Below are 25,156 nucleotides of genomic sequence, written 5' to 3'. Positions count from 1 at the left end.
GCCCATGCCTTCCGATAAGAACCTGCCGCTCACGGCGCAATTCGATCACGACGAGGAAGAAGGCGGCGAATCGAGTTCCGGCCGCTGGCTCATTTCCTACGCGGATCTGATCACGACGCTGATGGTGCTGTTCCTCGCACTCTACGCGATGCAGCTCGCAAGACATAAGGAATCCGAAATACGTTCGGCGGCGCAACCCACGAGCGCAGCGGCGGCGGTGGAGAAGCTGCCCGCCGTCGATCAGGCGCTGCTCGCCTCGCTCGAAACGCTGCGCCAGCACGGTGAGATCACGATCGTGCCCGCGGCGCGCGGCGTTGAGATCGGCATCAACGCGAAGATCCTGTTCAATGCCGGCGACGCCACGCTGCTGCCTGAATCGCTCGGCGTGCTGGGCCGGATCGCGCAAGTGCTGCGCGCAGCGCCGGCGGGCAATATCCTCGTGGAAGGCCACACCGACAGCACGCCGATCTCGAATGCGAAATTCGCGTCGAACTGGGAGCTTTCTTCGGCGCGCGCGGGCGCGGTGGTGCGCTATCTGGTCGAGCGCGGCATCGAGCCTCACCGGCTCGCTGCAATTGGCCGCGCCGACAACTTCCCGCTCGTGGCAGGCGCCGACCCCGCGAGCCGCGCGCTGAACCGGCGCGTGACGTTGATCGTGCAGCGCTGAAGCTCGCGCGGCTGCGCGCCGTTTTCAAAGCAAACGCGCGTCACACCTGCATGGACGGCACGTCCTTCATGCAGCGCAAGGCGAACATCGACCGGCTGTGGCGAATGCTCGAGATGCGATAAAGCTTCTCGCGCAGGAAACGCTCGTAGCCGGCGGTGCCGTCCACCGCCACCTTGATCCAGTAGTCGTACTCGCCGGAGACGAGATAGGCCTCCAGCACTTCGGGCAGCGCCGCGAGTTCGGCGCCGAAACGCGCGAGCGCGTCGTCTTCGTGGCGGTCGAGCGTCACTTCCAGAATCACGATGTCGGCGTAGCCCAGCTTTTGCTGGTTCACGAGCGCGACATAGCCGTCGATATAGCCATCGGCTTCGAGCTGGCGCGTGCGGTTCCAGCACGCGGTGGTGGACATGCCCACCTGTTCGGCCAGTTCGGCATTCGAGAGTCGGGCGTTCTTTTGCAGGGCGCTGAGGATCTTGCGGTCCTGATTGTCGAGCGCTTTGGGCGGGCGTTCACGAGGGCTCATGGCGAAAAAGAATCTTGTACGGGTGTGATTGATTTTAGCGGAAGAAGATTCCGTCTATTGACCTTTTTTGCCTGAAAACAGGAAGCCTATCCAGCCTGAACCCCGGTATATTTTCCACATGCCTTCTTGCCTGGCACGACCCACGCGGCCACCTCCCCGCGTTGGGGAGCGCCGCCGCAGCCACAAGCCGCGGTGGTCCGTCAGGGCCGGTTTCCGTTGCACCCTGCGGCGGCTACCGGGCATTGCGCGCGTTCACCACGCGGCCAGCAGTGTCCGGTCAGGCAGATGGCATTTGAAAACCGCGCTTCTCGCGCGGTTTTTTGTTGCCCGTTTTTTTATACCCCGAGCGCCGTCCGTCACAACGTCTTCGCCAGCACGCCCCGCAATGCCGATCCAGCTGTACCTCTCTTTTCTCGCCGCCGCGCTCGTACTCGTCTACACCCCCGGTCCCGTCAACGTGCTCACCATGAGCCAGGCGCTCCACGCCGGCTGGCGCCGCGCGCTGCCCTGCGTCTGGGGCGGCACGCTCGCCGTGCTGCTCCAGCTCGCGTTGACGGCGCTGTGCCTTAACTCACTGTTGCTCATTAGTGAGCATTCACTTACGTTGTTGCGTTGGCTGGGCGCGGCCTATCTCGTCTGGCTGGGCTGCAAGCAATGGCGCAGCCGCTCTTTGACGGGCACGGATGCGCCGGCCGAAGCCGATAGCGCAAGCCGTCGCGATTTGTTCTGGCGCGGATTTGCGACTTCGGGGCTCAATCCGAAGACCTTGTTGTTCTTCCCGTCGTTTTTCCCGCAATTCATGAGCGCGGATGCGCCCTGGAGCGCCAATCGCCAGTATTGGCTGCTGGCGGCGACGTTCGCCGTGCTGTTCGCGGGCGGCGTGGCTTCGATGGCGCTGTTTTCGCACCGGCTGCGCCATGTGCTGCAGCGGCCCAGGCGCATGCGCGCCGTGAATCGCGTGATGGGCAGTTTGCTGGTGGGAATGGGCGCGATGATGGCCGGCTTGCGCTGAGCGCACGGGCGGCGGATGGCTCGCGCGCGGGTGTGCGCGAGCCGGTTGGCGTGACGCGGCGCTTAAGGCGTGGTCGTGCTGCCGATGGTTGCCGAGACCGGCGTTGAAGTCGGCGTGGCCGCCGCGCTCTGCGTGGTCGTGGTGCCGGAAGCCGCCGAGATCGAAGCGAGCGTTTGCGCCGACGCCGCAACGGGCATAGACGCCGCCGCGGACGTCGCCGCGTTGTGAGTGGTCACACTCGCCGCGAGCTCCGCTGCCTGCGGGTTTGCTGGCGCCGACGCCGGCACGCCCATGATCGCTGCCGCAGCCGCAACGCCGTGGTCGACCGGAGCCGACGCGCCCGGCGCAGAAGCGGCTGGCGCGGGCGCCGCCGTGGCAGGTGCAGACGCCGCCGCGGGCGCGGCCGCTGGCGCCGTCACCACCGGCGCGGCAGGCAGCGCATTGCTATGCAGCACCGCCGCACCCGTTGCCGCCGCAGCGGCAGCGGCAGCCGGCGCGGCCGATCCCACCGTGGTCGCTGCGGGCGCTGCGGGTGCCGTAACCGGCTGGATGGGCGGCGGCAACGGCGCAATCTTGATCGCGTCGGTGGGTGGCACAGGTTCGCTGCGCGCCGCGGCGTTCAGATAGCGCCCGACCAGATCGAAGAAACGCGAATAAAACGGGCCAGACTGGATCGTCTCGCTCGAAATCTTCACCATCTCGTCGCTGTTCGAGCGAATCGGCAGCGAAACCGACCCCAGAATCGAGAGCCCCACGCTCGCCGAGGTATCGCTCTTCTTGAGCGCGTAGCCGTTCTGCACGGCGTTCACGTACACCATGCTCGTATTGCTCGCGTCGCCCGGCGTGCAGACCACGTGCACCTCCACGACGATGTGCTGATCCATCGTCGGCTGGAAGTTCTTCGTGGCGTCGACGGTGTCGTTGCGCGTCATCGTCGTCATGTAGCCCTGGCTCAGCAGCGCGCGGCGCGACGACTCGCAGGCGTCGGTGCTCGCGAAGTTGAAGCTGCGCGAGAACTGACTGGGCGCCGTGCTCAGCAACTGATCTTCCTGGAACTTGGGCTTGGGCGAGGAGGAGCACGCGCCGAGCGCAGCGGCCAGCGTCACCGTGACTACGGCGAGGGCGGAGCTGCGAAGCGGGACGGGCAAACGAGGGAAAACTTTCAAAAAACGGGACATGTTCGGGGCAAACAGGGCAGCAATGCGGCATTGCATCGGACGGCATGCATTGTAGTTCGGTTCCGCTGCGCACGACCGAACGCTCGTTTTTTCGAGGCATTTCGAAAGCCGGTCGAAGGCGTTTCTAAGCTTACATCCCGCATGACGAAAAAAAAACGGGCTTCCGCCCAACGCGAAAGCCCGTGTCAACCCGGCGCCCGGGGCAGCGAGCGGAGAAGAGAACTCGCTGGCGCGCGCCGCAGCCGGGTACCGCCGGCTGTTCCTGTGCGCAATGCGCTAAATCGTCGAAGCCATACTGCCGCCGCGCCCGCAACGCGGCGTTAGTGTGGGCTTACTTCGTCCCGACCGTCGTGAGCGGCTGCCACTTGCCGTCCACGACCTTGTAGACCGTCACGCCGCCGTACTTGAGGTCGCCGTACTGGTCATAGGCCAGTTCGTTCGTGGTCACGCCCTTCATGTTCGTGGTCTTGAGCGAGGCGAGGTAGATGTGCGGATCGGTCGAGTTCGCCTTCTTCATCGCGGCGATCACGGCGCGCGTGCCGTCATACGCGTACGGCGAGTACAGCTCGACCGGCTTGTTGAAGCGCTTGGTGTAGCGCTCGACATAGCTCTTGCCGCCCGGCATCTGCTCCAGCGGGCTGCCGCCCGACGAAGCGAGCGCGCCATCGGCCGCCGGACCGGCGATCTTGATGAGCTCGTCCGAGTGCATCATGTCGGGGCCGATCAGCGTGGCCTTGATCGCGAGCGACTTCATCTGCTTGAGCATCGGCGCGGCCTGGGTGTCGGCGCCGCCGTAGAAGATCGCGTCGACGTCAGCCGACTTGATGTGCGTGAGAATCGAGCGGAAGTCCACGGCCTTGTCGTTCGTGAACTCCTGCGCGACCACCGTGCCGCCCGCAGCCGTCACGGCCTTGGCGAACTCTTCGGCCACGCCCTGGCCGTAGGCCGTGCGGTCGTCGATCACGGCGAAGCGCTTGAACTTCAGGTCCTTCACGACGTAGTCGCCGAGCACGCTGCCTTGCTGCGCGTCGGACGTCACGAGACGGAACGTGGTGGGCAGGCCCTGGCGCGTATAGGTGGGCGCCGTGGCCGTGGCGATTTCGGGAATGCCGGCCTTCGCGTAGATCGGCGCAGCCGGAATGCTGGTGCCCGAGTTGAAGTGACCGATCACGGCGGAAACGCCGTCGTCCACGAGCTTCTGCGCGACGGTCGTGCCGGTGCGCGGGTCGGCCTGGTCGTCGTAGGCGTCGAGCACGAAGCGCACCGGCTTGCCGCCGATGGTCGGGTTCGTGGCGTTCTCGTCGTCGATCGCCATTTGCACGCCGCTGCGGAAGTCCGCGCCGTAGTGGGCCTGGCCGCCCGTGAGCGGCGCGGCGAAGCCGATCTTGACGTCGGTGGCCTGGGCGAGCGCGCCGGCGCTCCACAGGGCCGCGACAGCGGCAAGAACGACGGGCGCGCGCAGGCGCAGATGGTGTTGGGTTGGGTTCATTCTGGTTCTCTCCTCAGCGGTCTACGTTTTTCATGGGCGCAAGCGGGCCCGCACCGCGTTCGGAGCGCGCGGCGTGCCTTTTTGCGCAGGGGTGAAGCAAAAGGAACCGGCCGCCAGATGGCGGTTCGCCTCCCGAAACCGTTGCGCACGCAACGGCCTCGGGCAGGCCCGGTGGATACGCTAAAATTGCTTGGTTTTCAGATGCTTACAGAAACCTATACAGTCTCCAGAGAAGGACACGGCACAGTGGGAATGGCTGGCGGATCCGTACTGCCACCATAAATATCCAGAAGCGATTGGATTGTATCCAATTCTGGCAGGCAAAAATATTGACGACAACACTTTTTCGTCGGACGGCGTTCGTCCGCCCGGCGCCCACGACCTCATGACGACAGTGCAGGCCAAGGAAGACCAGCGATCGCTGCCCCAGACGATTCGCGACCAGCTGCGCGACGAGATCCTGCGCGGCGTGCTGCCGCCCGGCGCGCAGCTGCGCCAGGAGAGCCTTGCGGAGCGCTTCGGCGCGAGCCGCATTCCCGTGCGCGAGGCGCTGCGCCAGCTCGAGGCCGAAGGGCTCGTGAGCTATCAGCTCAATCGCGGCGCGGTGGTGATCGCCATGTCCACGCAGGAGATCTGCGAGCTGCTCGACATTCGCGCGGCGCTGGAGACCTATGCGGCGAAGCTCGCGGTGCCGAACATGGTGGCCGGCGACATCGACGTGATGAAACGCATTCTCGCGGCGTACGACGCCGCTTCGTCACCCGCGGAGTGGGCCGAATGCAACCGCCAGTTCCACCTCGCGCTGTGCGCGCCTGCGAACAACTCGCGGCTGCGCAAGATGATCGAGGAGTATTGCCTTAGTACGACGAATCGATATCCGCATCTGCGCATGTCGCTCGATACGGAAAAGAATGAGGTGCAAAGCGATCACTACGCGATCGTCGATGCCTGCAAGCGGCGCGCTGTGGATGAAGTGGTGGCGCTGATCGAGCGGCATATTCTCGATACCAAGCGCGAAGTGATGGCGGCGGCGCGGCTGGCGGGGTTGGATAGCTGAGCGTTTCTTTATCGCTGCAATGGATGGAAAAACGGCGAGCGCCCTTCGAGCTATGCGGCTTAAAAACACGACTAACTAGTGCGTGCGTGAGTACCGACAAAGCCTTGGGCGATTTTTATTTCTGGTAAGTCTACTCATGGCCGCAGCTACCGCTGTGGCCATTTTTTCTTCTAGCATTCCTCGTCAAGGCAGCAGCCAATGAGAACCGCCCGCCTGGATCGAGCCTGCTGGCTTCAGAGCGAGTCCGGTCCCCCGACGGCACGGCATAGCATCGACAAATCGCTAATCGTGATATGGCGGCTGAGCGAGTGTTGCACCGCTAGCTCACGTTCGCGGAGAGTCCCCCGGAATAGCCACGCCGCTTGAAGCCCGGCGTTCAGGGCACCAGCAACGTCGAGGTCATAATCGTCGCCCACATGTAGCATTTCCGCTGGAGCTACATCGACGGCGCGGGCCGCAATATGAAAGATTTCCGCGGCAGGTTTTGCGAACCCCACAGCGCTCGCGCTCAACGTTGTCCGAAAGTATTCGCTGCCACCCGTCATGCGTAAGTCTGCGTTGCCGTTGGTCACTGCGACGAGAGGAAATCTGGCGCTAAGCCATTGCAGTGCAGGCATCACATCATCGTAAAACTGGACTCTCTGGCGAGCGGCGTAGAAGACCTCATACGCGTCGTCGACTAAAGAAGCGTCCTCGTTTGCCGTCTCCAATGCCAGCCTGATTGAGCCAATTCTTAACGCGCGAAAATCGCCGACCAGGTCGGGACGTGAGCGTTCGTACTCGTCCCGTATGCGGCCAAGCGCCTGCGCAGTTGGCACCACGCTCGCCGTTAGTGGCGCCTGCTCAAGCAACCAGGCATGCAGCGCTGCCTCGGCCTGTTCAACCGCGGCCTTAAACGACCAAAGTGTGTCGTCAAGGTCGAAGGAGATTGCGGAGAGTTTGCCTAGACGCACAACGGCTCGAGGATAGGTTGCGCAATTCGGACGTAATCCGAGGAGTCGAGAACGATCGATTTGTCGAGACGTCCCGCGTTGAAGGCGATTTCTGGAAAGCGCTCAATGAGGCCCGGGTCCACCACGAGCTTGATGTGAGGCGAAAACGTGAACGGCGGAATTGCGCCAATGACGCAACCGGTCTCGCGCTGCGCCTCCTCCGCGGTTGCAAGCGTCGCCTTCTTGATGCTGCCCGCGGCGGCTACCTTCTTGAAGTCAAGCTTCTTGTCGCCGGGAAGGATGGCGAGAATCAACCCCACATCATCGGTCTTGTTCTTGCAAAGCATTGCCTTCGCACCTTGCCCCGGCTCCGTCCCGCGAATTGCGGCGACCAGGTCTGAGCGTCCCTCCGCGGGGTGCTCGATGACACGATATTTGGCCCCCTCACTTTCAAGGAGCGCTACCAGCTTCTCATACACCGTAGACATCGTTCGATTTATCCCCGACAAAATGTGCCTCGAAATAGCTTAGCGCCCCGGGCGCCATTTGCTCGAGGCTGGATTGAGGCAGGCTTAAGCTGCAATCAAGAAATGGAATCGCTCGAGGCATATTCGCTTTCAAGCATTTACCAGGGCCAGGCGACGACGATGCCTGTTGCCTTCTCCAGGGCGTTCCGATAAAGGAATCGCGCCACGGTCAAATCCTGAAGCGCTAGCCCGGTCATGTCGAATACGGTGACGTCAGCCTTCGAGCGTCCGACGGTTGCTTTGCCGGCTAACACGTCGCCGATTTCCGTGCATGGCAGCTCCGGCGCCCATTGGCATTCGCCAATATTGCGCGCCTGCACCTGGTCGTCGACGAAGATGCGCGCGCGTTGCAGGACACCATCCGGTAACTCGCGCTTACCGGTGGTGTCAGCACCCACGCAAGTCAGATGCGTTCCCGGCTGAACAGAAGCTGCATCGAACAGAGGTCCGCCGCCGGGGGTAGCCGTGATGACCACATCGCTTTTGGCCACGGCGTCGTCGCGGTTCCGCGCAACGCTGATGCTGCAGCGTTCCTTGAATGCAGCTTCGAACACCGGGTCTGGCTCGCCACTTACGTTGACGTATTCGACGGTGCATCTTTCCTGGAGCATCCGGAGTGCGTATTGCAGTTGGACCTTCGCCTGCACGCCGGTGCCGAACAGGCAAATCTTTGTGCTGTCCGGGCGAGCCAGGTGTTGCAGGCCCAACCCGCCGGCAGCTCCGGTCCGGGCAGTGGTGATGGCGTTTCCGTCCATGATGCAGAGCGGTCGTCCGGTGCTTGGGTCGAACAGCGCTACGGTCGCCTGATGTGGCTCGCCGCCCTTGGCGCGGTTGCCCGGCCAAAAGCCCGCGGCCTTGAAGCCAAGCAGCTCCTGGGTGGCAATGTCGCCGGATTTGATTCCGAAGACTCCGCCTGTATGAAGCTTTTCGCGAACGACGGGGAAGACGCGCCCGGCGCGTTGGCTGTGCAGGATGAAGGCTTCACGTACCGCAGCGAGCACTTGCTCGCCCTGAAGGGCGGGCTCGACTGCATCGCGGTTCAGAAGCATGAGCTGGGCGTCGTTAGGCATCGGGCGAAAGTGAGGGCTGAGGTTCACCAGCGGGTCGGCTGCTTCAGAGTGACCCAGCTCGGGCTAGCTGCCAAACACTGGGCGTCTAGCTTACGGACTTAACAGTTTGTCTATATTTGGATAAAATGTCAATATGTCGAGCGCGACCTATGCAATGTGACCAAAGGTAGATGAAACGTCTGAAATGCCAAAAGCCAAATTCAACCGTGAACAGCAGGTCATCCTCGAACAGGTTCAGCAGATTGCTGCGGGGCTGGGGGAGACGCTGGCCCCGTTTACGGAGGTCGTCGTTCATGACCTGCGCTCGCCCAAACACGCCATCCTCGCGATTCACAACAACCTTTCGGGGCGCCATGTCGGTGAACCGGCAACTGAACTCGGCCTGGCGCGCATCGCCGACGACGAATACCCGCAGGTCATTGCGAACTATGCCAATCAGTTCAGTGATGGACGTCGCGCGAAAAGTACGTCCATCGGCATCAAGGATTCCGATGGGCACTATTTCGCCGCGCTGTGCCTGAACGTCGATGTGACTCTGTTTCGCAGCATTTCGACAATGCTCGAACAGTTCTCGGTGCCTAAGAGCAATGTCGTGAAGGAGTCGATTGACCCGTCAAGCGCGGATTCAATTCGCGAGCGTATTGACCGCTTCGCAGTTGGCCTCGCGACAACACCTCAGGCGCTGAAGACGGACCAGCGCAAGGCACTGATGCTGGCGCTTAAGGAAGAGGGCTATCTGGATTTGCGCCGCTCTATGGACACGGTGGCGCAACATTTGGGCGTATCCCGCGCGACCGTCTATAACGACGCGAAGTAATGTCGCATGCCGCGCGGCATCATTCGACCTCTCCGGCAGTCTTGCCTCCTATCACCTGGAACGCATCCTGCCCTGTTACTTTCCTCCGCCATGGCAGGCATTGAACCCTGATCGATCCACCGTGCGGGCCGAATGGTCGAAACGGGTGCGCTCACGACGTCGCAGCGTGCCAAACGATGGCGTTCCATGACTGCCCATCGATCCGAGGTCGTGACCGATCACCACGTCCGCCGATTCCCACATATTGGGGAAATTCCTGGCCAACACGACTTAATTACGCAATTTAACAAAGTTAGAATGAAGCCTCTAGATTGATCGGCGGGGCGTTGCGCAGCGCAGGTTCGCGGACGCCGGCATGCCGACGATCGGCCGCGGTGGCAGCGGCCACGCCTGTTGGTGAGTACATGGAGCCAATTCGTGAGCAGTCCTGAAAAGCAATCATTTGCCACAACTGCAGCCTGTGCGGCTGCGTTCCCCATGCTGGCCGGCCATCTGCTTGCCGGTTTCGGCGAACTCGCGCGGTTGAACGCCTCGATGTACGGAGCGCTGCTTGCCGGCGCAGAAAACCATCGCGAAAGCACGCAACCACCGAAGACGCTGGAGCCCCTTGCGTGGAATCGGGCCGGCACATTGCCGCCGTTTGCTGCGCAGTTCGCCGCGCACACCAGCGCGGTGATGGACATGACGCTGCAGACGTCGGCCGCGCTGAACCGGCTTGCCCTTGATGGCTATGTCGAAACGGTCCGGCACGCGACAGCGGCTATCGCTGCGATCGCCCGGAGCCTGAGGATCACCGACGCCATGATGAAGGCGGCCAGTCCGTCTTCCGATGATTCCGGTTGCGCCGTCGCCGCGATGGCTCCTGCTGCCCTGCAGGACATCACGTGCAAGGAAGCGGATTCCGTCGCTGCCGCGGTGCCGACAGGCCGCAAGCGGCGAAGTCAGTCGCGCTGACGTAGCCCGTCGACTAGATAGCCGTTCCCGGCCGGATCGCTGCTGGATGCGGTTTTATTTCTCAACGTCCCAACGCAAGGGATTGCCATGCTGAGCCCCCACGAACTCGCCACGTTGATGCTGGTGAAGTCTGCGCCTGAGCGGATGGAGACGGACCGCCTGGAGATTGGCGCGCTTCGAGAACTCGAGTTGATTGAGATTGAACCGCCAGAAGCGGGCCTGCCGATTCCTCGCGTGACCCCGCGAGGCGACGCAATCCTGCGCGCGATCGCACGGGCGCGCTGAGCGCAGGCACATTGCCGGTGGCCTGTCACCGGGACGGACCACATTCACGTTGCGTGCGTGCCGCCTGGAGCATGGGGCGGCGATCCGGGTATCACTGGAGAAGCTGACATGGACCAAACCTCGCTGGGTATGGCTGCCGGCACGATCGTGCTTGTTATCGCCGTGATTGGCGTGACTGCGCATTACCTCCGTGAGCGGCGTCGCGCCGATCTACTGCGCAATCTCGATCACCATGAATGGTGGCAACGGACCCGGTCACGACGTTGAACATTGTCGGGGCCGCACGGTCCAGTCTGCGCTTCAGTGCCTCCGACGCTGGAAGCAGGGTAGTGCCAACAAGAGCGAACAGGTCGGACACAAATAACGGGGAATGAATCGTGAGCGACGAATTTGCTGAAAGGGATCTGGCGCATATCAGGAACGTGCTCACCCATCTCGAGCACTCGGCCGACTGTGTTCGCGCCATTGAAACAGGGGCGATGGTCAACCTGAACTACTGGCGGGCCAGGGTCAGTGCCATTCTGGCCGCGCCCTTGCTCCCCTTGCACATTGAGAAACAGGCAAAGGATCTGCTCGCTCGCCTGGATCGAATTGAGAGACCTCGCCCTTGCGCTGACGCAGAAGGCGACGCCGCATCGTCGTTTCCGGCGCATTGAGAGCACAATGGGCAGCCGCAATGGCGGCAACTCCTCCGTACGCGATTGAGCCCGCTGTCTTCGCGGATTGTTCGGCCTCGGCGGCAACCGCTTCCAGGTTGCAGTTGTGTTTGGCACGCACGACTATTCGGGCCGCGCCTGGTCCGTGCCGCATGGGGTGATGACGGTGCGACCGTCAGGCATCGTGCGGCGCTCACTTCGATTTCGGTGGCCGGCCGGTCTTGACCGGCTCGACCGCCTTGACGGCCGAAAGAAGGCGGTTCGTCGGCTCAGATGCCAGCAAAAGCAGCCCCGCACGCACGAGCTCGCTTTTCTTCACGGCCAGACCCGCATCGAGGCACCGCTGTTTGAGCACGGCGAGCTGTTCGTAGTCTTCCCTTGGCATCGTGAAGGTGTCGCGCACGACCTTTTCCGGTTTGACATGCTCCCTGCGGTGCCGGTCAGCGCGCGAAGGAAGCGCTTCCACAGGCGTTGCCTTTCGGGCCTGTGGCTTCGCCGCCACACGTCGAGCCTTCGCAGTCTGGACTGCCTCCTGGCCGACCGCTGCCTCGTTGGCGCCTTCCTCCGGGGCTGCGTGCGCCCGCTTGCCGTTTCTTTTCCTGGTAGCCTGTGGCTTCATGGTTTTTTCACGTTTGACAAACCGTACAAACAGTTTATCGTCTTTCTGGCAAGGGGAGTTTTCTATGCCAGACAAGCACACTTCTAGCCAGTTCGATGCCGACCTGGAACACCTGTCGTCGAGATTTTTCGCGATGGGGGGACTGGTTGAGTCACAGTTGACCGATGCAATGGAGGCCCTCAGCCGCTTCGACATGGATCTGGTCGACAAGGTGATTAACGAGGAGCATCGACTCAATGCGATGGAAGTCGAGATCGATGCCGAGTGCAACAACATCATCGCGCGGCGCCAGCCCACCGCATCCGACCTGCGGCGACTGATGGCCTTCTCCAAAGGCATCACCAATCTCGAGCGCGCAGGCGATGAAGCACGCAAGATCGCAAAGCGGGCGCGCAAAATCGAGAACGACGCTGCGGGCAGGAATCTGAATATCGCGGAAATCCGGTCATCCGGCCAGATGGCGGGAACCATCTTCCACGATGCGCTCGCCGCATTTGCCAGACTCGATACGGTTGAGGCTGCACGGATCATGCGCGAGGATGAGGCGATCGATGAGCAGTACCGCGCATTCGTGCGCAAACTGCCGGCGTACATGGCGGAGAATCCCCGCATCATCTCTTCTGCCCTCGACTATGTGTCCATCGCGTCGGCCATCGAACGGATCGGCGACCATGCAAAGAACCTGGCGGAGCTCGTCATTTATGTCGTCAAGGGCAAGGATGTCCGTCACATATCGCGCGATCGCCTTGAGCGCGCGGCCCTGAATGATTGAGAGCAGTACAGCAGCGGCATGAGATCTCAACGGCCGCGCGCGTGACGTACGTGCCAACCGTCTGGGCTTGACATGCGCCTTCCCGGACTCCCGCTTGGGGCGGGCGTCTGCGAGGTCCCGGCAGAATAGCTCCGCCACAATCGTGCTTCTGCAACCTAACCGTCATGCAGGGCATCGTCCTCGCTATTGAGAGGGCGGCCGCCCGCTTCACGCGAGTGATTCGCACTTCCTGCTTGTTGACAGACTGGCTGTGCGCTTGCGCACCAATGCCATCGAAAATTATCTGGACAATGGTGTGAGTTCACCGTTGCTGCCTGCGGTGCGGAAGCACATGGAGGGCGGCGGCGCTCCGGCGCGTGTGGGGAAAACCGGCAATATGACGGCACAACTGGAGCACGGGCATGCCGACGACGTTCACGCTGATTGATCTCGCAGGTTCCATCGCACTTCTGCTGCTGGGCACGCAGATGGTCCAGTCGGGCATGCAGCGTGCGTTCGGCGCCGGGCTTCAGTCGCTGCTTGCGCGCTCTCTGCACGATCGCGGGCACGCCTTCGTCGCCGGTATGGGTGCGGCGGCCGTATTGCAGAGCGGTACGGCAACCGGTTCGATGGCAGCCGGTCTTGCTGCTGAGGGACGTGTTGACCTTGTTCCAGCGCTAGCCGTCATGCTGGGGATGAACGTCGGCGCGACGCTGATAGTGCAGGTGCTGTCGTTCGATGTACCGGCTGTCTCGCCGGCACTGATACTGGTCGGTGTGCTGATGTTTCGCAAGACATCGAATACACGGGCCCATGATCTGGGTCGCGCCTTCATCGGACTGGGCCTGATGCTGTTTGCGTTGCATGAACTGCTCGATCTGATGACCGACTACGAAGACGCGCCCAGCCTGCGCGTGCTGCTCGGCGCCGCGTCGACCGTGCCGCTCGTGGACGTTCTGCTCGCCGCGAGCCTGAGCTGGGCGGCGGATTCAAACCTTGCCGCCGTGTTGCTGGTCGCGTCCCTCTGCGCCCGCAACGTCGTGCCACCCGATACCGCATTTGCACTGGTGCTGGGAGCGAATCTGGGCGCCGCGATCAAGCCGGTGCTCGAATCGGCTGTTCCAGACGATCCTGCATCGAGGCGGCTCCCGGTGGGCAACCTGCTCATCCTGTTGACGGGCGCCGCGCTGGTGCTTGCCGCACTTGGGCCGATCGGACGATTCATGGTCTCCATGGAAGCCGACAATGGACGTGTGGTCGCGGACTTCCACACGCTGTTCAATGTCGTCCTGGCCGCGGTCTTCCTGCCACTGCTCACCCCATACGGCAATCTGCTCGGACGCTTGATGCCGGCGCTCATCAAGGTTGCAGACACGGCAGGTGCCGCTCACGGCGATCAGCCTGGTATTCCGGTTCAGAACGAGACACATCTTCGTGCAACGCGGCCGGCATTGCGCGTTGGAGCTGACCCGGGCGCACTGCTGGTCGATGTGCGTCAGCGTTTGCGAGAACGCAGCCGCGTTCCCGGCAGAGACGCCCATCGCGGGGACGTGCCGGATTGGGACGACTCCGGCGGAAGGGAGCGGCTGCCGTCACGCAACACGACCCGGAATGCCGGTGACGAAGGGCGAGAAAACGCCCACGCAGGACCTGCAACACGCAATGGAGATACGCCGAACATTCGAATCAGTATTCCTGAATACATGCGGCATAAGGATGAAAATGCCACGGACGATGGTGTGCGGATGCAGTACGAGTCTGCCCGATCGATCTGGCTGACGCTCCAGGACCTCCGCATCGTGCGCCAGGCGGAACCCAATGGAGAAGAGAGCCAATCGATCCTGGCGACGTACATACAGGGAACCGCGCATCTGGACGACGGAGAGTTGTGTGTTATCGGTGAACCCTGGACCAGGCAGCACGCCGTTAGCGTCACGTTTTCGACTCGGGAACTCAACGACGGGGATCATCGTGGCCTTCGCGAGTGGCAGGATGCACTGGGCATCACGTTTTCGGACAGCCCGCTTGGTACGGCCCGACTTGGCTACAACGCTGACGATCATGAGATGCATGAGCCCGGCCAGTGGTGGGCATCGTTCCATGTGCCCGCAAGCAGCATGCAGGGCCTCATCGAAGGCATCGACGCTGCGCGACTCACAGACGTCAAACTCGCGTTATCAATGAAGCGTCTTTATTCAATAACGCCGGAAGTCGCGGTTGCGCAGGGTAACCCTTGCGTGTTTCTCCGGCCAGACAGCGTCAATGAAACCGGCTTGCCCGAAGTCGCGACCGGATACGTGACCCATATGGCTTTTGAGCAGGCCAGGATCAGGCTTTCCGATGCTGATGGCGTACATCTACGTGACGACAATGCCCTCCCCGAGCGCATTGGCATTCAGAAGGCCGACGCAGTTCGCGCGCTTGATGAGAAAGTGGGAAGTCTGATCGTTCTGGTGAAATGGCTTGCCGCACTTATCGCTGTGCTGCTGGTTGTTTTGGCAGTCGCACGACATTGACTGTGGGGCTGCCGCCTGCCGCCGTCTGTGGGTCACGGGTGCCACCCGTGACGATCATAGATAGACCAACGGTGAAAAACAGCCACCAGGGCTTGCCTTGGTGGCTGTTTTTTTGAGGCTAATAGTCGTGTCTGCCGACACCACGTAACGTGAGGGACGCTCGCCGTTTTGCCTGAAGCGGATAGCGCTACGTGTGCAGCAATTCGCTTACACCGCCATTTCCGGAGGCGCCTGGCGGAAGCAGCGCGTGATCCAGCCAAGGTACACGAGGCCCAGCACGAACCAGATCACACCGAGCACGATCGCCGTCTTTTCGAGGCTGCACAGCAGCCAGACATCGGTCACGGCGCCGATCAGCGGGAACACCAGGCCGCCGAGGACGCCGAAGCCGCGCGTGCCTGCCGCGCCGCTGAAGTACTGGCGAATCACGCACAGGTTCACTGAAGTGAACGCGAGGAACGCGCCGAAGTTGATGAACGAAGTGGACGTGGCCACATCGAGCTTCAGCGCGATCAAACCGACGACACCGGCAATCGCGATGTTGATCGCAGGCGTGCGAAAGCGCGGGTGAATGTAGCCGAAAATCGACTTCGGCAGCACTTCATCGCGGCCCATCGCATAGAGCAGACGCCCAACGCTCGCCTGCGCCGAGATGCCCGAGGCGAACTGCGCGAGGATCAGACCCGCGAGGAAGATCGTCACGAAGATGTCGCCGCCCACCTTGCGCGCGATTTCGAACGCGGCCGAATCGGGGTCCTTGAACACGGCGCCCGGATGCGCGAGTTGCAGCGTGTACGCGGCGATCACGAAGATCGCACCGCCCACCAGCGCGATCAGCACGATAGCGCGCGGAATGTTCTTTTCGGGCTCGATGGTTTCCTCGGTGAGCGTCGAAACGGCGTCGAAGCCGAGGTACGAATACGCGGCGATCGCAGCGCCCGCCATCGTGGCCGAGAGCGGCACGTGCGGCTGGAAGAACGGCTGCGCTGCAATGAGTCCGCCCGGACCCGCTGCCGCGGCGGCGTAGTGCAAACACAGGACTACGAACATTGCCGTGATGCCGAGCTGCACAATCATCAGCACGATGTTGAAGCGCGCCGCGAGTTCGATGCCGACGATATTCAGCGCGCTCGTGAACACGATGAACGCGACGATCCAGATCCACGTCGGCACGCTCGGGAACGCAGCGCCAAGATACGCCGCGCCGATCAGCCAGATCACCATCGGCAGGAAGAAGTAATCGAGCAGGGTGGCCCAGCCGATCATGAAGCCCAGGTGTGAATTGAAGCTTTTGCGCGTATACGTATAGGCCGAACCTGCGACCGGGAAAAGGCGCGCGAGCTTGCCGTAGCTGAGCGCCGTGAACACGATCGCGATGAGCGCGATGAGATAGGCGAGGGCGGCGGTGTCCTGGCTCGCGCCGGCGAGCACGCCATAGGTGCCGTAGACGATCAGCGGCGCCATGTAGGCGAGGCCAAACAGGAGCACGGACGGCAGGCCGAGCGTGCGCTTCAGGTGAGGTTCTTGAGTGCCGCGTTCATGCGACGGCGAAGCAGGCTTCATGCAGGTGTCTCCTGGGTGCAGCGGTTTTTGGCGGACGTGTCGGGGCCTGGCGAGCCGCAGGGGCGGCTTGCCGGATCGCTTGTTACACGGGACGGCTTACTGCGTTGCGCCTTTAACGCGAGCGCGGGCGAATATTGAGCGAGCGGCGGCCTTGCGCGTCGTTCTCGTCCACGAGATTGAGCGCAACGCGTGCGTCGTGCAGATAGCTGTAGTGCTCGCGGCTTTGCGCGAGGAGCGCGCGATCCATCTTCGCGTGCAGCACCGCGTCTTCGTTCTTCAACTCGCAAAGCACGTCGCCGAACGGGCTCACGAGCGCCGTTTCGCCGGGGAACGTGAGGTTGTCGTCGCCGTCACCGGTGCGGTTCACGAGCGCCGCGAACATCTGGTTCTCCATGGCGCGCGCGACGATCGCGCGGCGATGCACGGGGCCGAATGGATCCATATTGCCGTTCGTGACGACCAGCATTTCCGCACCGAGCGAGGCCACGGCGCGCGCCGTTTCGGGAAACTCGATGTCGTAGCAGATCAGCAGACCAACGGTCGTGCCCTTGTATTCGCACACTTCATAACGGTCGCCGGGCGTGAACACGCCCACGTCCGTAGCCCACAGGTGCGTCTTGCGATAACGCAGCGCGATGTCGCCGCGTTCGTCGATCAGAACGGTCGTGTTGTAGAAGCGATCGCCTTCGCGCTCGGCAAGGCCCACGGCCACGCCGATATTGGCCGCGTGTGCGGCGTCGCGCACTTTGGAGAGCGACGGACCTTCGAGCGTCTCGGCCACGTCGCGCACGTTCTGCCGCGTGGGAAAGCCCGTGAGCGTGGCTTCGGGAAAGACGATGAGATCGCTGCCTTCGCGGCGCTTGACGATCGCGTCGAGTACGCGGCCCAGGTTGGGAGCGACTGCGCCGTCCACGACCGGGATCTGCGCGAGTTCGAGTTGCATGCCTGTCTCCTTCCTTATGTATTACGTAAAGCACCGCGTGGGCGTCAGGAGCGGCTATTATCTCCACGTTATTTTTGTCGAGAAATTACCCTGCAGGGGTACCCCTGATCGGAGAAGCCATGGAACCGCTCATGGAACTGGACTGGCAGGACCGCGCGTTCCATCACCATATCGCGACGCTGATCGACGCTCTCGACGGACCCGATTTCTGGACCCGCATGACGCGTGTGATCGAGCGTTTCGTCGCGTTCGACAACTGGGTGGCGCTCGTCTTCCGGCGCGATCGCGCGCCACTCGTGTGCGCCGAATCGCCCATGCCCGACGGCACCGTGGATCTCTTGTTCCGCGCGTATCTGGAGGGCATGTACCTGCTCGATCCGTTCTATCTCAACGCCAGCGAAAAGCCGCGCGCGGGGCTCGTTACGCTCGCCGAAGTCGCGCCCGATAACTTCCGCATGACGGACTATTACCAGCGCTACTTCAAGAGCAACATCATCGGCGACGAAGTGCAGTTCAACTTGCCTGTGGATGACGAGCGCACACTGATTTTCTCGCTGGGCGCAAAGCACCATTACACGGAGCGCGATATTGCGTTGTTCGCGATGTTCGCGCCGTGGGTGGTGGCGCTCATGAAGCAGCGGCTTGCGTATGAGACGTTTGCCGAGGGCGTTGCCGAGGCGGTCGCGTCGGACCCGGCTGAAGCCGAAAGCACCGCGCAGCAAGGGCATTTGAGCGAGGCGGGCTTCGCGAGCCGAATCGAGGCGGTCACGCAGCAAAGCGGACGCGTGGCGCTCACCGCGCGCGAGATCGAAGTGGTGCGTTTGAGCCTGAGCGGCTTTTCCACGCGCGCCATTGCAGAGCGGCTCGAAATCTCGTTCGAGACCGTGCGTGCGCACAAGAAACATATTTACGCGAAGCTCGGCGTGAGTTCGCAGTCGGAGTTGTTTGCGCTCTTCTACGAGCCGCTCGGGCGCGTGGGCGTGTGAACGCCGCGCACGGTTAGCGGCGCGCGTGAGTTAGAACTCGACGAGCGCGAAGTCTTCCTTGCCCACGTCGCAGAGCGGGCAGCGCCAGTCGTCGGGCACGTCGGCCCAGCGGGTGCCGGGGGCGAGGCCGTCATCGGGGGCGCCTGCCGCTTCGTCGTACACCCAGCCGCAGATCACGCAGACCCATTGCTTGAGGCCGTCGTCGGCGCCGGCCGTTGCCGTTGAGGCGCTTGCGGGCGCATCGAGCGCGGCTGTTTCGTGCGGGGTATCGAGCGCGACGACGAGCGGTGCTGCGGTGCTTTCGCGTGCTGCGAGCTTTGTTTGCAGCGTCGCGAGCAGCGCGGCGGCTTCGTCGGCGGTGAGGTCGATCCAGTACGGGTCGCCTGCGCCGTCATTCAGGCGTTCGGGAGGGAACTGGATTTCGAGGGCGACGCCTTTCTTGTACATAAGCGAAAACGGTTGGCTTGATGCCCCGGACGCGCTGCGCTTACAGGAAGTAGCGGAACAGCAGCGAGGCCGCGATGCCGCCAGCGCCGATCAGCGCGAGCAATTGCAGGAGCGTGATGGACTTGCTGGACTTGGCGTTCGAAGCGGCGGGGCGGGTGGTGGTGTTCATAGGGTGATATTGCGGCGGCGTGGGTTGCGTTCTCGATTGCGCCCCTTAATGCCGTCATGATCGGCATGACGGCGGCAGAGCGCGGCGGGGGAGTTTCGCACGATTTCGAGTCGACAGGGGCATTTGCGCGGCGACTGCGCGCACGCGCCGCAGATTTCTCGCCTGGCAACTAACGCCGCACAGCGGCAGCAATTATCGCCGCAATTGCGGGCCGGATTCCGGAGCGCCCGGAGATGGATTATTTCGTGTGCGTTGAGAGACGGCGCTTACGCATGCAGCCAGCGCTGCTCGATATACGAGAACAGCCAGGACACCGGCACCGCGCAAGCCATGCCGATGGCGACTTGCGCCACGCGAAAGAGCGCAACGTCCCACACCGGCCCGTTCATCGGCACGAGGAGCACGATGGTCGTGGTGATCGCGCCTAGCCGCGCGGCCGTACTCACGCTCAGACACCAGCAGCCGATGATCACCACGCTCACCGCTACGAGGTACGCCGCGAGATTTTCCGGGAGGAACGCCGCCGTTGCGAGGCCCACTGCGCCGCCCGCAATCGCGCCGATGAACTGGTCGCGCGACTGCGCGAGCGTATCGGCGTAATCGTGCTGGGTGACGGCAATCGCCGTGATCGCGGCCCAGAACGCCTGTTCGGTGTGGAGCGCGCGGCCGATGCTGTACGCAAGACCTGCGGCGCATACGGCGCGCAACGCCATGAGCGTGCCTTGCGCGGCGCGGCTCTTGAGCGGCAGGCGCTTGAGCGCACTCAGCGCCGATTGCTGGAGCGAAGTGAGGTACGCGTAGAGGTTGTCTTGTGGGTCGTGCATCGCGCGTTATGGATCGTAAGGAGAACGTGAGGATAAGCGGGTGCGCTGCCAAGCATATCAAGCCGTGTCCATGATGTGCGGATCAGATCCACGAGCGGCCTCGAGCGATAGCGCATGAGATGGAAGGCCTGGTTGGCGTCGAGGAGCACAAAAAAGGCGCAATGCCATCAAGCATCGCGCCTTTCTGCAGCCCGGAAAACCTGTGCGCTACTTCCTGTCGATCGAGATCCGTCCCGGACCCGTCACCGCGAGGGCGAGCAAGCCGCCGGCGATGCTGATGTTCTTGTAGAAGTTGATCATGTTCGCCATTTGATCGGCGCCGGTCATGGTCCAGAAGTGATGGCCGATGAAGGCCGTCGCAACGGTATAGATCGCGAGCAGCACGGCGAGCGGCCGCGTGTAGAAGCCCACGAGCAACAGAATGCCAACCGCGAATTCCATGACCACGGCGATCACGGCCGACAGCATCGGCACGGGCGCGCCAACGTGCGCCATGTAATCGACGGTGCCCGAAAAGCCCGTGATCTTGGACCAGCCGAACAGGATGAACAGCGAAGTCAGCAGAACGCGGGAGACCAGCAGCACGACGTCGTTGCCCGGCCCGAACAGGTTGTATCGCATGGTTTTTCTCCGATGAAGAATTAAGCAGTTCACTACGTATCAGTTCGCGCTTTGCCGGGCGGGGGCCCGCTTTCAGTGTGCGGGCCGCCGCGCGCCGGACTGCGCAAGCATAAGTTAAGACCAGAGCTCCGACACTTCGATATTACGCAGATCGAACACCAGGACCTCTGCATCGTGTCCGTCGCTGAAGCTCAACTCGCGCTCGGAGCGGATGCGCGCGCCGTCGCCTTCGCCCAGTTCCACGCCGTTGAGCTTCACACTGCCGCGCGCCACGTGAACGTAAGCGTAGCGGTCGGCGCCCACTTCGACCTTCGCCGTTTCCGTGCCGTCCAGGCGGCCTGCATACACGCGTGTGTCCTGGCGCAGGAGCAGCGAGTCTTCGGCGCCGTCCGGCGAGAGGATCAGGCGGAACCTGCCGCGCTTTTCCTCGTCGGCGATGTTCTTCTGCTGGTAGCGCGGCTGCGCGCCCTTCACGTTCGGTGCAATCCAGATCTGCAGGAAGTGCACGCCATCGTCGGCCGAGTGGTTGAACTCGCTGTGCGCGACGCCGGTTCCGGCGCTCATCAGCTGCACGTCGCCGGGGACGATCACCGAGCCGGTGCCCATCGAGTCCTTGTGCTCGAGCGCGCCTTCCAGCACGTACGAGAAGATTTCCATGTCGCGGTGCGGGTGCTTGCCGAAGCCGCGCGCCGGGGCCACGCGGTCGTCGTTGATCACCAGCAGGTCCGAAAAGCCCACTTGCTTCGGATCGTAGTAGTTGGCAAAGGAAAACGTATGACGCGAGCTGAGCCAGCCATGTTCACCGCGGCCGCGTTGGTCTGCCTTGCGAAGTTCGATCATTTTGTTTCTCCGTGTGAATCGTTTCGATTCGGTTGTTTGGTTGCGATGGAAGAATTCTAGGTCAATCAAATCGAATCGAATGACCGTAAAATACGACTCACTGTCACATTTAAGTGGACAATTGGAATGCAACTCGACGACATGCGGATCTTCATGAACACCGTGGATGCCGGCAATTTCACGGCGGCGGCCCACCGGCTGCGGCTTTCCAAGCAGTTCGTGAGCCGGCGCGTGGCGGCGCTGGAGGCGGATCTGGGCGCTCGCCTGCTCGTGCGCAACACACGCAAGCTGGCGGTCACGGACCTCGGCCAGGACTTCTACGAGCGCGCGAAGCGCATTCTCGCGGACGTGTCCGAGGCCGAGCAGGCCATGTCGGACCGGCGCAGCGAGCCGCGCGGCCTCCTGAAAGTGAGCGCTCCGATGTCGTTCGGCATGGCGCACCTTTCGCCGCTCGTCGCCGAATTTCTGCGCGAGCATCCGGACGTGCACTTCGACATGGATCTGAGCGACCGCAATGTCGACGTGATCGGAGAGGGTTTCGACATGGCGTTGCGCATTGGCCGGCTGGCGGATTCCACGCTGGTGGCGCAAAAGCTTGTCGACGTGCGCATGATCGCCTGCTGCAGCCCCGGCTACCGGCGCCGCCGCCGCGAGCCGCAAACGCCCGCCGAACTCGCGCAGCACGCCTGCCTGCCATACGGGCAGCAGGGCCGCGCGCCATGGGAATTCATCGTCGATGGCGTGCGCACGCCTTTCGAGGTGCACGGGCCGCTGCGCGCGAACAACGGCGAAGTGATCCGGGACGCGGCCATTGCCGGGCTCGGCATCTGCTATCTGCCGGACTTCATCGTGGCGGGATCGGTGGATGCGGGTTTGCTCGTCGAGGTGCTGGAGCCGTTCATGCCGCCGCCCAACGCGCTGCATGCGCTGTACCCGCAGCATCGTGAAGCTTCCGTGACGATCCGCGCGTTCACGCAATATCTGCGCGAGCGGCTCGCGGCGCGTGCGGCAACCGCGCGTGGCGGGGCGCTTTGACGCAGCAAGCCTGCGGCCCTTGCAGAAAGGCCGTTGCGCCTGCATCTAACGCGTAGAGCCTTGCGGATGCACCACGAAAGCGCAGGCACGTGAGGCGCATTGTCGCAGTTTCGTTGTATGCTCACCGCCCCGAGGGGTTGTTCGGGCCGCGTGATGCGGGCGCGGAACCCCATGCTGGCGGGCTTTGACGGACGCTATGGGGCCCGATAGGCAGGGTTAATACCTGCGATCAAAGCAACCAATTTTTCAAACGGACGCGGTTCCCGTAACCTTCGTCCATACCTTTTCCCAACCCAGAGCGAGGAAACAACGCATGTCTCTCATCAACACGCAAGTCAAGCCGTTCAAGGCGACCGCATACCACAACGGTAAGTTCGTTCCGGTCTCTGAAGAAAACCTGAAGGGCAAGTGGTCGGTTGTCGTGTTCTACCCAGCCGACTTCACTTTCGTGTGCCCGACGGAACTCGGCGACCTGGCTGACCAGTACGCTGAATTCCAGAAGCTGGGCGTTGAAGTCTACGGTGTGTCGACCGACACGCACTTCACCCACAAGGCATGGCACGACACGTCGGACACGATCGCCAAGATCAAGTACCCGCTGGTCGGCGACCCGACGGGCGCAATCACGCGCAACTTCGACGTCATGATCGAAGAAGAAGGCCTGGCACTGCGTGGCACGTTCGTGATCAACCCGGAAGGCGAGATCAAGCTGTGCGAAATCCACGACAACGGCATCGGCCGTGACGCCAAGGAACTGCTGCGCAAGGTGCAAGCGGCTCAGTACGTGGCAGCGCACCCGGGTGAAGTCTGCCCCGCCAAGTGGACGCCGGGCGCAGAAACGCTCAAGCCGTCGCTCGACCTCGTCGGCAAGATCTAAGCGTCGCTGTCTAAATGCGATCGCCCTGATCGCATGACGCTGACGTCTCACTAGCTGTATTTCCGGGCCGCGCCCACGCGGCTGCGGCCCGGACACCCTGCTCGCCTCGTAACGCCATAAGCGGAACGGCGAAATTGCCAGGCAATACTTAGAATTCCCCGCTTCTTCTCTAGCCGGAAAAAACGCCATGCTCGACGCCAACCTCAAAGATCAACTCAAAAGCTACCTCGAAAAAGTCACGCAGTCGATCGAGATCGTTGCGTACCTGGACGATGGCGAGAAGTCGCAAGAACTGCAGCAACTGCTGCAGGACATCGCATCGCTTTCGAATCGCATTGCCTACGAAGAACGCCGTGGCGCCGCAGCCGGCGACGCGCGTACCCCTTCGTTCGAGATCAAGCGCGCGAACTCCGACGTGAAGGTCACGTTCGCGGGCATTCCGATGGGCCACGAATTCACGTCGCTCGTGCTGGCGCTGCTGCAAGTGGGCGGCCACCCGGTCAAGCTCGAGAACGATACGATCGAACAGGTGAAGGCGCTCGACGGCGTGTTCTCGTTCGAAGTCTATATGTCGCTGTCGTGCCAGAACTGCCCGGAAGTCGTGCAGTCGATCAACGCAATGGCTGCGCTCAACCCGAACGTGCAGATCGTCACCATCGACGGCGCACTGTATCAGGACGAAGTCGAGAAGCGCCAGATCATGGCCGTGCCGACCATCTACCTGAACGGCGAAGTGTTCGGCCAGGGCCGCATGGGCGTGGAAGAGATTCTCGCGAAGCTCGACACCGGCGCATCGTCGCGTGCCGCCGAAAAACTGAACCAGAAGGATGTTTTCGACATGCTCATCGTCGGCGGCGGCCCCGCTGGCGCGGCTGCTGCGATCTACGCGGCGCGCAAGGGCATTCGGACCGGTGTGCTCGCGGAGCGCTTCGGCGGCCAGGTGCTCGACACCATGTCGATCGAGAACTTCGTCTCGGTCACGGAAACGGAAGGGCCGAAATTCGCCACGGCGCTGGAGCAGCACGTGCGCGCCTATGACGTCGACATCATGAATCTGCAGCGCGCCGAAGCGCTCGTGCCCTCGGGCAACGGCTTCGAAGTGCGCACGCAAAGCGGCGCGACGCTGCGCGCGAAGAGCGTGGTGCTCGCCACGGGCGCGCGCTGGCGCAATGTGGATGTGCCGGGCGAGCAGCAGTACAAGAACAAGGGCGTGGCCTACTGCCCGCACTGCGACGGCCCGCTCTTCAAGGGCAAGCGCGTAGCGGTGATCGGCGGCGGCAACTCGGGTGTGGAAGCGGCAATCGACCTGGCCGGTATCGTGAGCCATGTCACGCTGCTCGAATTCGGCGCGCAACTGCGTGCGGACGAAGTGCTGCAACGCAAGCTGCGCAGCCTGCCGAACGTCACGGTGCACGTGAACGCGCAAACCACGGAAATCGCCGGCGACGGCCAGAAGGTCACGGGTCTTGCGTATCTCGAACGCACGTCGGGCGAGAAGCATCATCTCGAACTCGAAGGCGTGTTCGTGCAGATCGGCCTCGTGCCGAACACCGAGTTCCTCAAGGGCACGGTGGCGCTGTCGAAGCACGGCGAGATCGAAGTGGATGCGAAGGGCCAGACGTCGGTGCCGGGCGTGTTCGCCGCGGGCGACGTGACGACCGTGCCGTTCAAGCAGATCGTAATCGCCGTGGGCGAAGGCGCGAAGGCTTCGCTGGGTGCATTCGACTACCTGATCCGCTCGTCGGTGGAGCAGGAAGAAGACGCAAAGGCGGCTCAAGTGGCCGCCTAAGCAAAAGGT

The 25,156-nt window shown here is 62.6% G+C and carries 29 protein-coding genes; 15 read left to right on the top strand and 14 right to left on the bottom strand.

Annotation, left to right across the window (positions count from 1 at the left end):
* The first annotated feature begins 4 nt into the window (after window positions 1-4).
* The gene (locus tag VSR72_RS33815) at window positions 5-667 is read left to right on the top strand and encodes an OmpA family protein (RefSeq protein WP_342956605.1); all 663 of its coding nucleotides are present in this window, start codon (window positions 5-7) and stop codon (window positions 665-667) included.
* Window positions 668-707: 40 nt separating this feature from the next.
* Here the strand turns inward: VSR72_RS33815 and VSR72_RS33810 are convergent, their stop codons facing one another.
* Window positions 708-1,190: an Lrp/AsnC family transcriptional regulator gene (locus VSR72_RS33810; RefSeq protein WP_028202732.1), complete on the bottom strand. Its 483-nt coding sequence runs from the start codon at window positions 1,188-1,190 to the stop codon at window positions 708-710.
* Between the two features lie 385 nt (window positions 1,191-1,575).
* On the opposite strand from VSR72_RS33810, the gene VSR72_RS33805 reads away from it, so the two are divergent.
* Entirely contained in the window at window positions 1,576-2,202 is a 627-nt protein-coding gene (locus VSR72_RS33805) for a LysE family translocator (RefSeq protein WP_342956604.1), read from the top strand.
* A gap of 62 nt (window positions 2,203-2,264) precedes the next feature.
* Here the strand turns inward: VSR72_RS33805 and VSR72_RS33800 are convergent, their stop codons facing one another.
* On the bottom strand, window positions 2,265-3,308 hold the full coding sequence (locus tag VSR72_RS33800; protein ID WP_342956603.1) for a DUF2242 domain-containing protein: 1,044 nt from the start codon (window positions 3,306-3,308) through the stop codon (window positions 2,265-2,267).
* Window positions 3,309-3,711: 403 nt separating this feature from the next.
* Entirely contained in the window at window positions 3,712-4,869 is a 1,158-nt protein-coding gene (locus VSR72_RS33795; protein WP_342956602.1) for a branched-chain amino acid ABC transporter substrate-binding protein, read from the bottom strand.
* 385 nt (window positions 4,870-5,254) lie between these two features.
* Between VSR72_RS33795 and VSR72_RS33790 the strand changes: the two genes are divergently transcribed.
* Window positions 5,255-5,926 carry a GntR family transcriptional regulator gene (locus tag VSR72_RS33790; RefSeq protein ID WP_342956601.1) on the top strand — a complete coding sequence of 224 codons (672 nt, stop codon included), beginning with the start codon at window positions 5,255-5,257 and terminating at the stop codon, window positions 5,924-5,926.
* A 233-nt stretch (window positions 5,927-6,159) separates the two neighbouring features.
* On the opposite strand, the gene VSR72_RS33785 is transcribed toward VSR72_RS33790, so the two are convergent.
* The 3 genes from VSR72_RS33785 to VSR72_RS33775 all read right to left on the bottom strand — a co-directional run bounded on the left by VSR72_RS33785 (window position 6,160) and on the right by VSR72_RS33775 (window position 8,455).
* Window positions 6,160-6,879 carry an HAD-IA family hydrolase gene (locus VSR72_RS33785; RefSeq protein ID WP_342956600.1) on the bottom strand — a complete coding sequence of 240 codons (720 nt, stop codon included), beginning with the start codon at window positions 6,877-6,879 and terminating at the stop codon, window positions 6,160-6,162.
* Window positions 6,870-7,346, bottom strand: a complete 477-nt coding sequence (locus VSR72_RS33780; RefSeq protein WP_342956599.1) for a YbaK/prolyl-tRNA synthetase associated domain-containing protein — start codon at window positions 7,344-7,346, stop codon at window positions 6,870-6,872. Before VSR72_RS33780 ends, VSR72_RS33785 begins: the two co-directional genes overlap by 10 nt.
* Before the next feature lie 137 nt (window positions 7,347-7,483).
* Window positions 7,484-8,455 carry an ornithine cyclodeaminase family protein gene (locus tag VSR72_RS33775; RefSeq protein WP_342956642.1) on the bottom strand — a complete coding sequence of 324 codons (972 nt, stop codon included), beginning with the start codon at window positions 8,453-8,455 and terminating at the stop codon, window positions 7,484-7,486.
* 184 nt (window positions 8,456-8,639) lie between these two features.
* Here VSR72_RS33775 and VSR72_RS33770 point away from each other — a divergent pair, with 184 nt between their 5' ends.
* From VSR72_RS33770 to VSR72_RS33750, 5 genes are all read left to right on the top strand, one after another.
* Window positions 8,640-9,272: a PAS domain-containing protein gene (locus VSR72_RS33770; RefSeq protein ID WP_342956598.1), complete on the top strand. Its 633-nt coding sequence runs from the start codon at window positions 8,640-8,642 to the stop codon at window positions 9,270-9,272.
* A gap of 417 nt (window positions 9,273-9,689) precedes the next feature.
* On the top strand, window positions 9,690-10,226 hold the full coding sequence (locus VSR72_RS33765) for a hypothetical protein (RefSeq protein ID WP_342956597.1): 537 nt from the start codon (window positions 9,690-9,692) through the stop codon (window positions 10,224-10,226).
* 87 nt (window positions 10,227-10,313) lie between these two features.
* Window positions 10,314-10,511: a hypothetical protein gene (locus VSR72_RS33760; protein WP_342956596.1), complete on the top strand. Its 198-nt coding sequence runs from the start codon at window positions 10,314-10,316 to the stop codon at window positions 10,509-10,511.
* Between the two features lie 108 nt (window positions 10,512-10,619).
* Window positions 10,620-10,778, top strand: a complete 159-nt coding sequence (locus VSR72_RS33755; RefSeq protein ID WP_342956595.1) for a hypothetical protein — start codon at window positions 10,620-10,622, stop codon at window positions 10,776-10,778.
* 110 nt (window positions 10,779-10,888) lie between these two features.
* Window positions 10,889-11,167 (top strand): hypothetical protein, encoded by a 279-nt coding sequence (locus VSR72_RS33750; RefSeq protein ID WP_342956594.1) that lies wholly within the window; start codon window positions 10,889-10,891, stop codon window positions 11,165-11,167.
* 193 nt (window positions 11,168-11,360) lie between these two features.
* On the opposite strand, the gene VSR72_RS33745 is transcribed toward VSR72_RS33750, so the two are convergent.
* A complete protein-coding gene (locus VSR72_RS33745) occupies window positions 11,361-11,786 on the bottom strand; it encodes a hypothetical protein (protein ID WP_342956593.1) in 426 nt (141 codons plus the stop codon).
* A 64-nt stretch (window positions 11,787-11,850) separates the two neighbouring features.
* Between VSR72_RS33745 and phoU the strand changes: the two genes are divergently transcribed.
* From phoU to VSR72_RS33730, 3 genes are all read left to right on the top strand, one after another.
* Window positions 11,851-12,558 (top strand): phosphate signaling complex protein PhoU, encoded by a 708-nt coding sequence (gene phoU / locus VSR72_RS33740; protein ID WP_342956592.1) that lies wholly within the window; start codon window positions 11,851-11,853, stop codon window positions 12,556-12,558.
* Window positions 12,559-12,814: 256 nt separating this feature from the next.
* The gene (locus tag VSR72_RS33735; RefSeq protein WP_342956591.1) at window positions 12,815-12,985 is read left to right on the top strand and encodes a hypothetical protein; all 171 of its coding nucleotides are present in this window, start codon (window positions 12,815-12,817) and stop codon (window positions 12,983-12,985) included.
* Window positions 12,960-15,053, top strand: coding sequence for a Na/Pi symporter (locus VSR72_RS33730; RefSeq protein WP_342956590.1), 2,094 nt, complete (start codon window positions 12,960-12,962; stop codon window positions 15,051-15,053). The genes VSR72_RS33735 and VSR72_RS33730 overlap by 26 nt, the downstream gene beginning before the upstream one ends.
* 207 nt (window positions 15,054-15,260) lie before the next feature.
* On the opposite strand, the gene VSR72_RS33725 is transcribed toward VSR72_RS33730, so the two are convergent.
* Both VSR72_RS33725 and VSR72_RS33720 read right to left on the bottom strand, forming a co-directional pair.
* Window positions 15,261-16,616, bottom strand: a complete 1,356-nt coding sequence (locus VSR72_RS33725; RefSeq protein WP_342956589.1) for an APC family permease — start codon at window positions 16,614-16,616, stop codon at window positions 15,261-15,263.
* Between the two features lie 112 nt (window positions 16,617-16,728).
* Complete coding sequence (locus VSR72_RS33720) at window positions 16,729-17,559, bottom strand: carbon-nitrogen hydrolase family protein (RefSeq protein ID WP_342956588.1); 831 nt, start codon at window positions 17,557-17,559, stop codon at window positions 16,729-16,731.
* Between the two features lie 131 nt (window positions 17,560-17,690).
* Between VSR72_RS33720 and VSR72_RS33715 the strand changes: the two genes are divergently transcribed.
* The gene (locus VSR72_RS33715) at window positions 17,691-18,545 is read left to right on the top strand and encodes a LuxR C-terminal-related transcriptional regulator (RefSeq protein WP_342956641.1); all 855 of its coding nucleotides are present in this window, start codon (window positions 17,691-17,693) and stop codon (window positions 18,543-18,545) included.
* Window positions 18,546-18,575: 30 nt separating this feature from the next.
* Here the strand turns inward: VSR72_RS33715 and VSR72_RS33710 are convergent, their stop codons facing one another.
* The 5 genes from VSR72_RS33710 to VSR72_RS33690 form a co-directional block, all read right to left on the bottom strand.
* Window positions 18,576-18,992, bottom strand: a complete 417-nt coding sequence (locus VSR72_RS33710) for a rubredoxin (RefSeq protein WP_342956587.1) — start codon at window positions 18,990-18,992, stop codon at window positions 18,576-18,578.
* A gap of 40 nt (window positions 18,993-19,032) precedes the next feature.
* Window positions 19,033-19,161 carry a hypothetical protein gene (locus VSR72_RS33705; RefSeq protein ID WP_302058828.1) on the bottom strand — a complete coding sequence of 43 codons (129 nt, stop codon included), beginning with the start codon at window positions 19,159-19,161 and terminating at the stop codon, window positions 19,033-19,035.
* 266 nt (window positions 19,162-19,427) lie between these two features.
* Window positions 19,428-19,985 carry an FUSC family protein gene (locus tag VSR72_RS33700; RefSeq protein WP_342956586.1) on the bottom strand — a complete coding sequence of 186 codons (558 nt, stop codon included), beginning with the start codon at window positions 19,983-19,985 and terminating at the stop codon, window positions 19,428-19,430.
* A gap of 207 nt (window positions 19,986-20,192) precedes the next feature.
* The gene (locus tag VSR72_RS33695; RefSeq protein ID WP_342956585.1) at window positions 20,193-20,606 is read right to left on the bottom strand and encodes a DoxX family protein; all 414 of its coding nucleotides are present in this window, start codon (window positions 20,604-20,606) and stop codon (window positions 20,193-20,195) included.
* A gap of 114 nt (window positions 20,607-20,720) precedes the next feature.
* On the bottom strand, window positions 20,721-21,446 hold the full coding sequence (locus VSR72_RS33690) for a pirin family protein (protein WP_342956584.1): 726 nt from the start codon (window positions 21,444-21,446) through the stop codon (window positions 20,721-20,723).
* A 126-nt stretch (window positions 21,447-21,572) separates the two neighbouring features.
* Between VSR72_RS33690 and VSR72_RS33685 the strand changes: the two genes are divergently transcribed.
* From VSR72_RS33685 to ahpF, 3 genes are all read left to right on the top strand, one after another.
* Complete coding sequence (locus tag VSR72_RS33685; protein WP_342956583.1) at window positions 21,573-22,481, top strand: LysR substrate-binding domain-containing protein; 909 nt, start codon at window positions 21,573-21,575, stop codon at window positions 22,479-22,481.
* Between the two features lie 313 nt (window positions 22,482-22,794).
* Window positions 22,795-23,358, top strand: coding sequence for an alkyl hydroperoxide reductase subunit C (gene ahpC / locus VSR72_RS33680; protein ID WP_321926040.1), 564 nt, complete (start codon window positions 22,795-22,797; stop codon window positions 23,356-23,358).
* Between the two features lie 187 nt (window positions 23,359-23,545).
* Entirely contained in the window at window positions 23,546-25,147 is a 1,602-nt protein-coding gene (gene ahpF / locus VSR72_RS33675; RefSeq protein ID WP_342956582.1) for an alkyl hydroperoxide reductase subunit F, read from the top strand.
* Window positions 25,148-25,156: the final 9 nt, after the last annotated feature.

This window comes from Paraburkholderia sp. JHI869, assembly GCF_038900775.1.
Lineage (GTDB): Bacteria > Pseudomonadota > Gammaproteobacteria > Burkholderiales > Burkholderiaceae > Paraburkholderia.
This window is presented reverse-complemented; position numbering and strand designations above follow the sequence as displayed.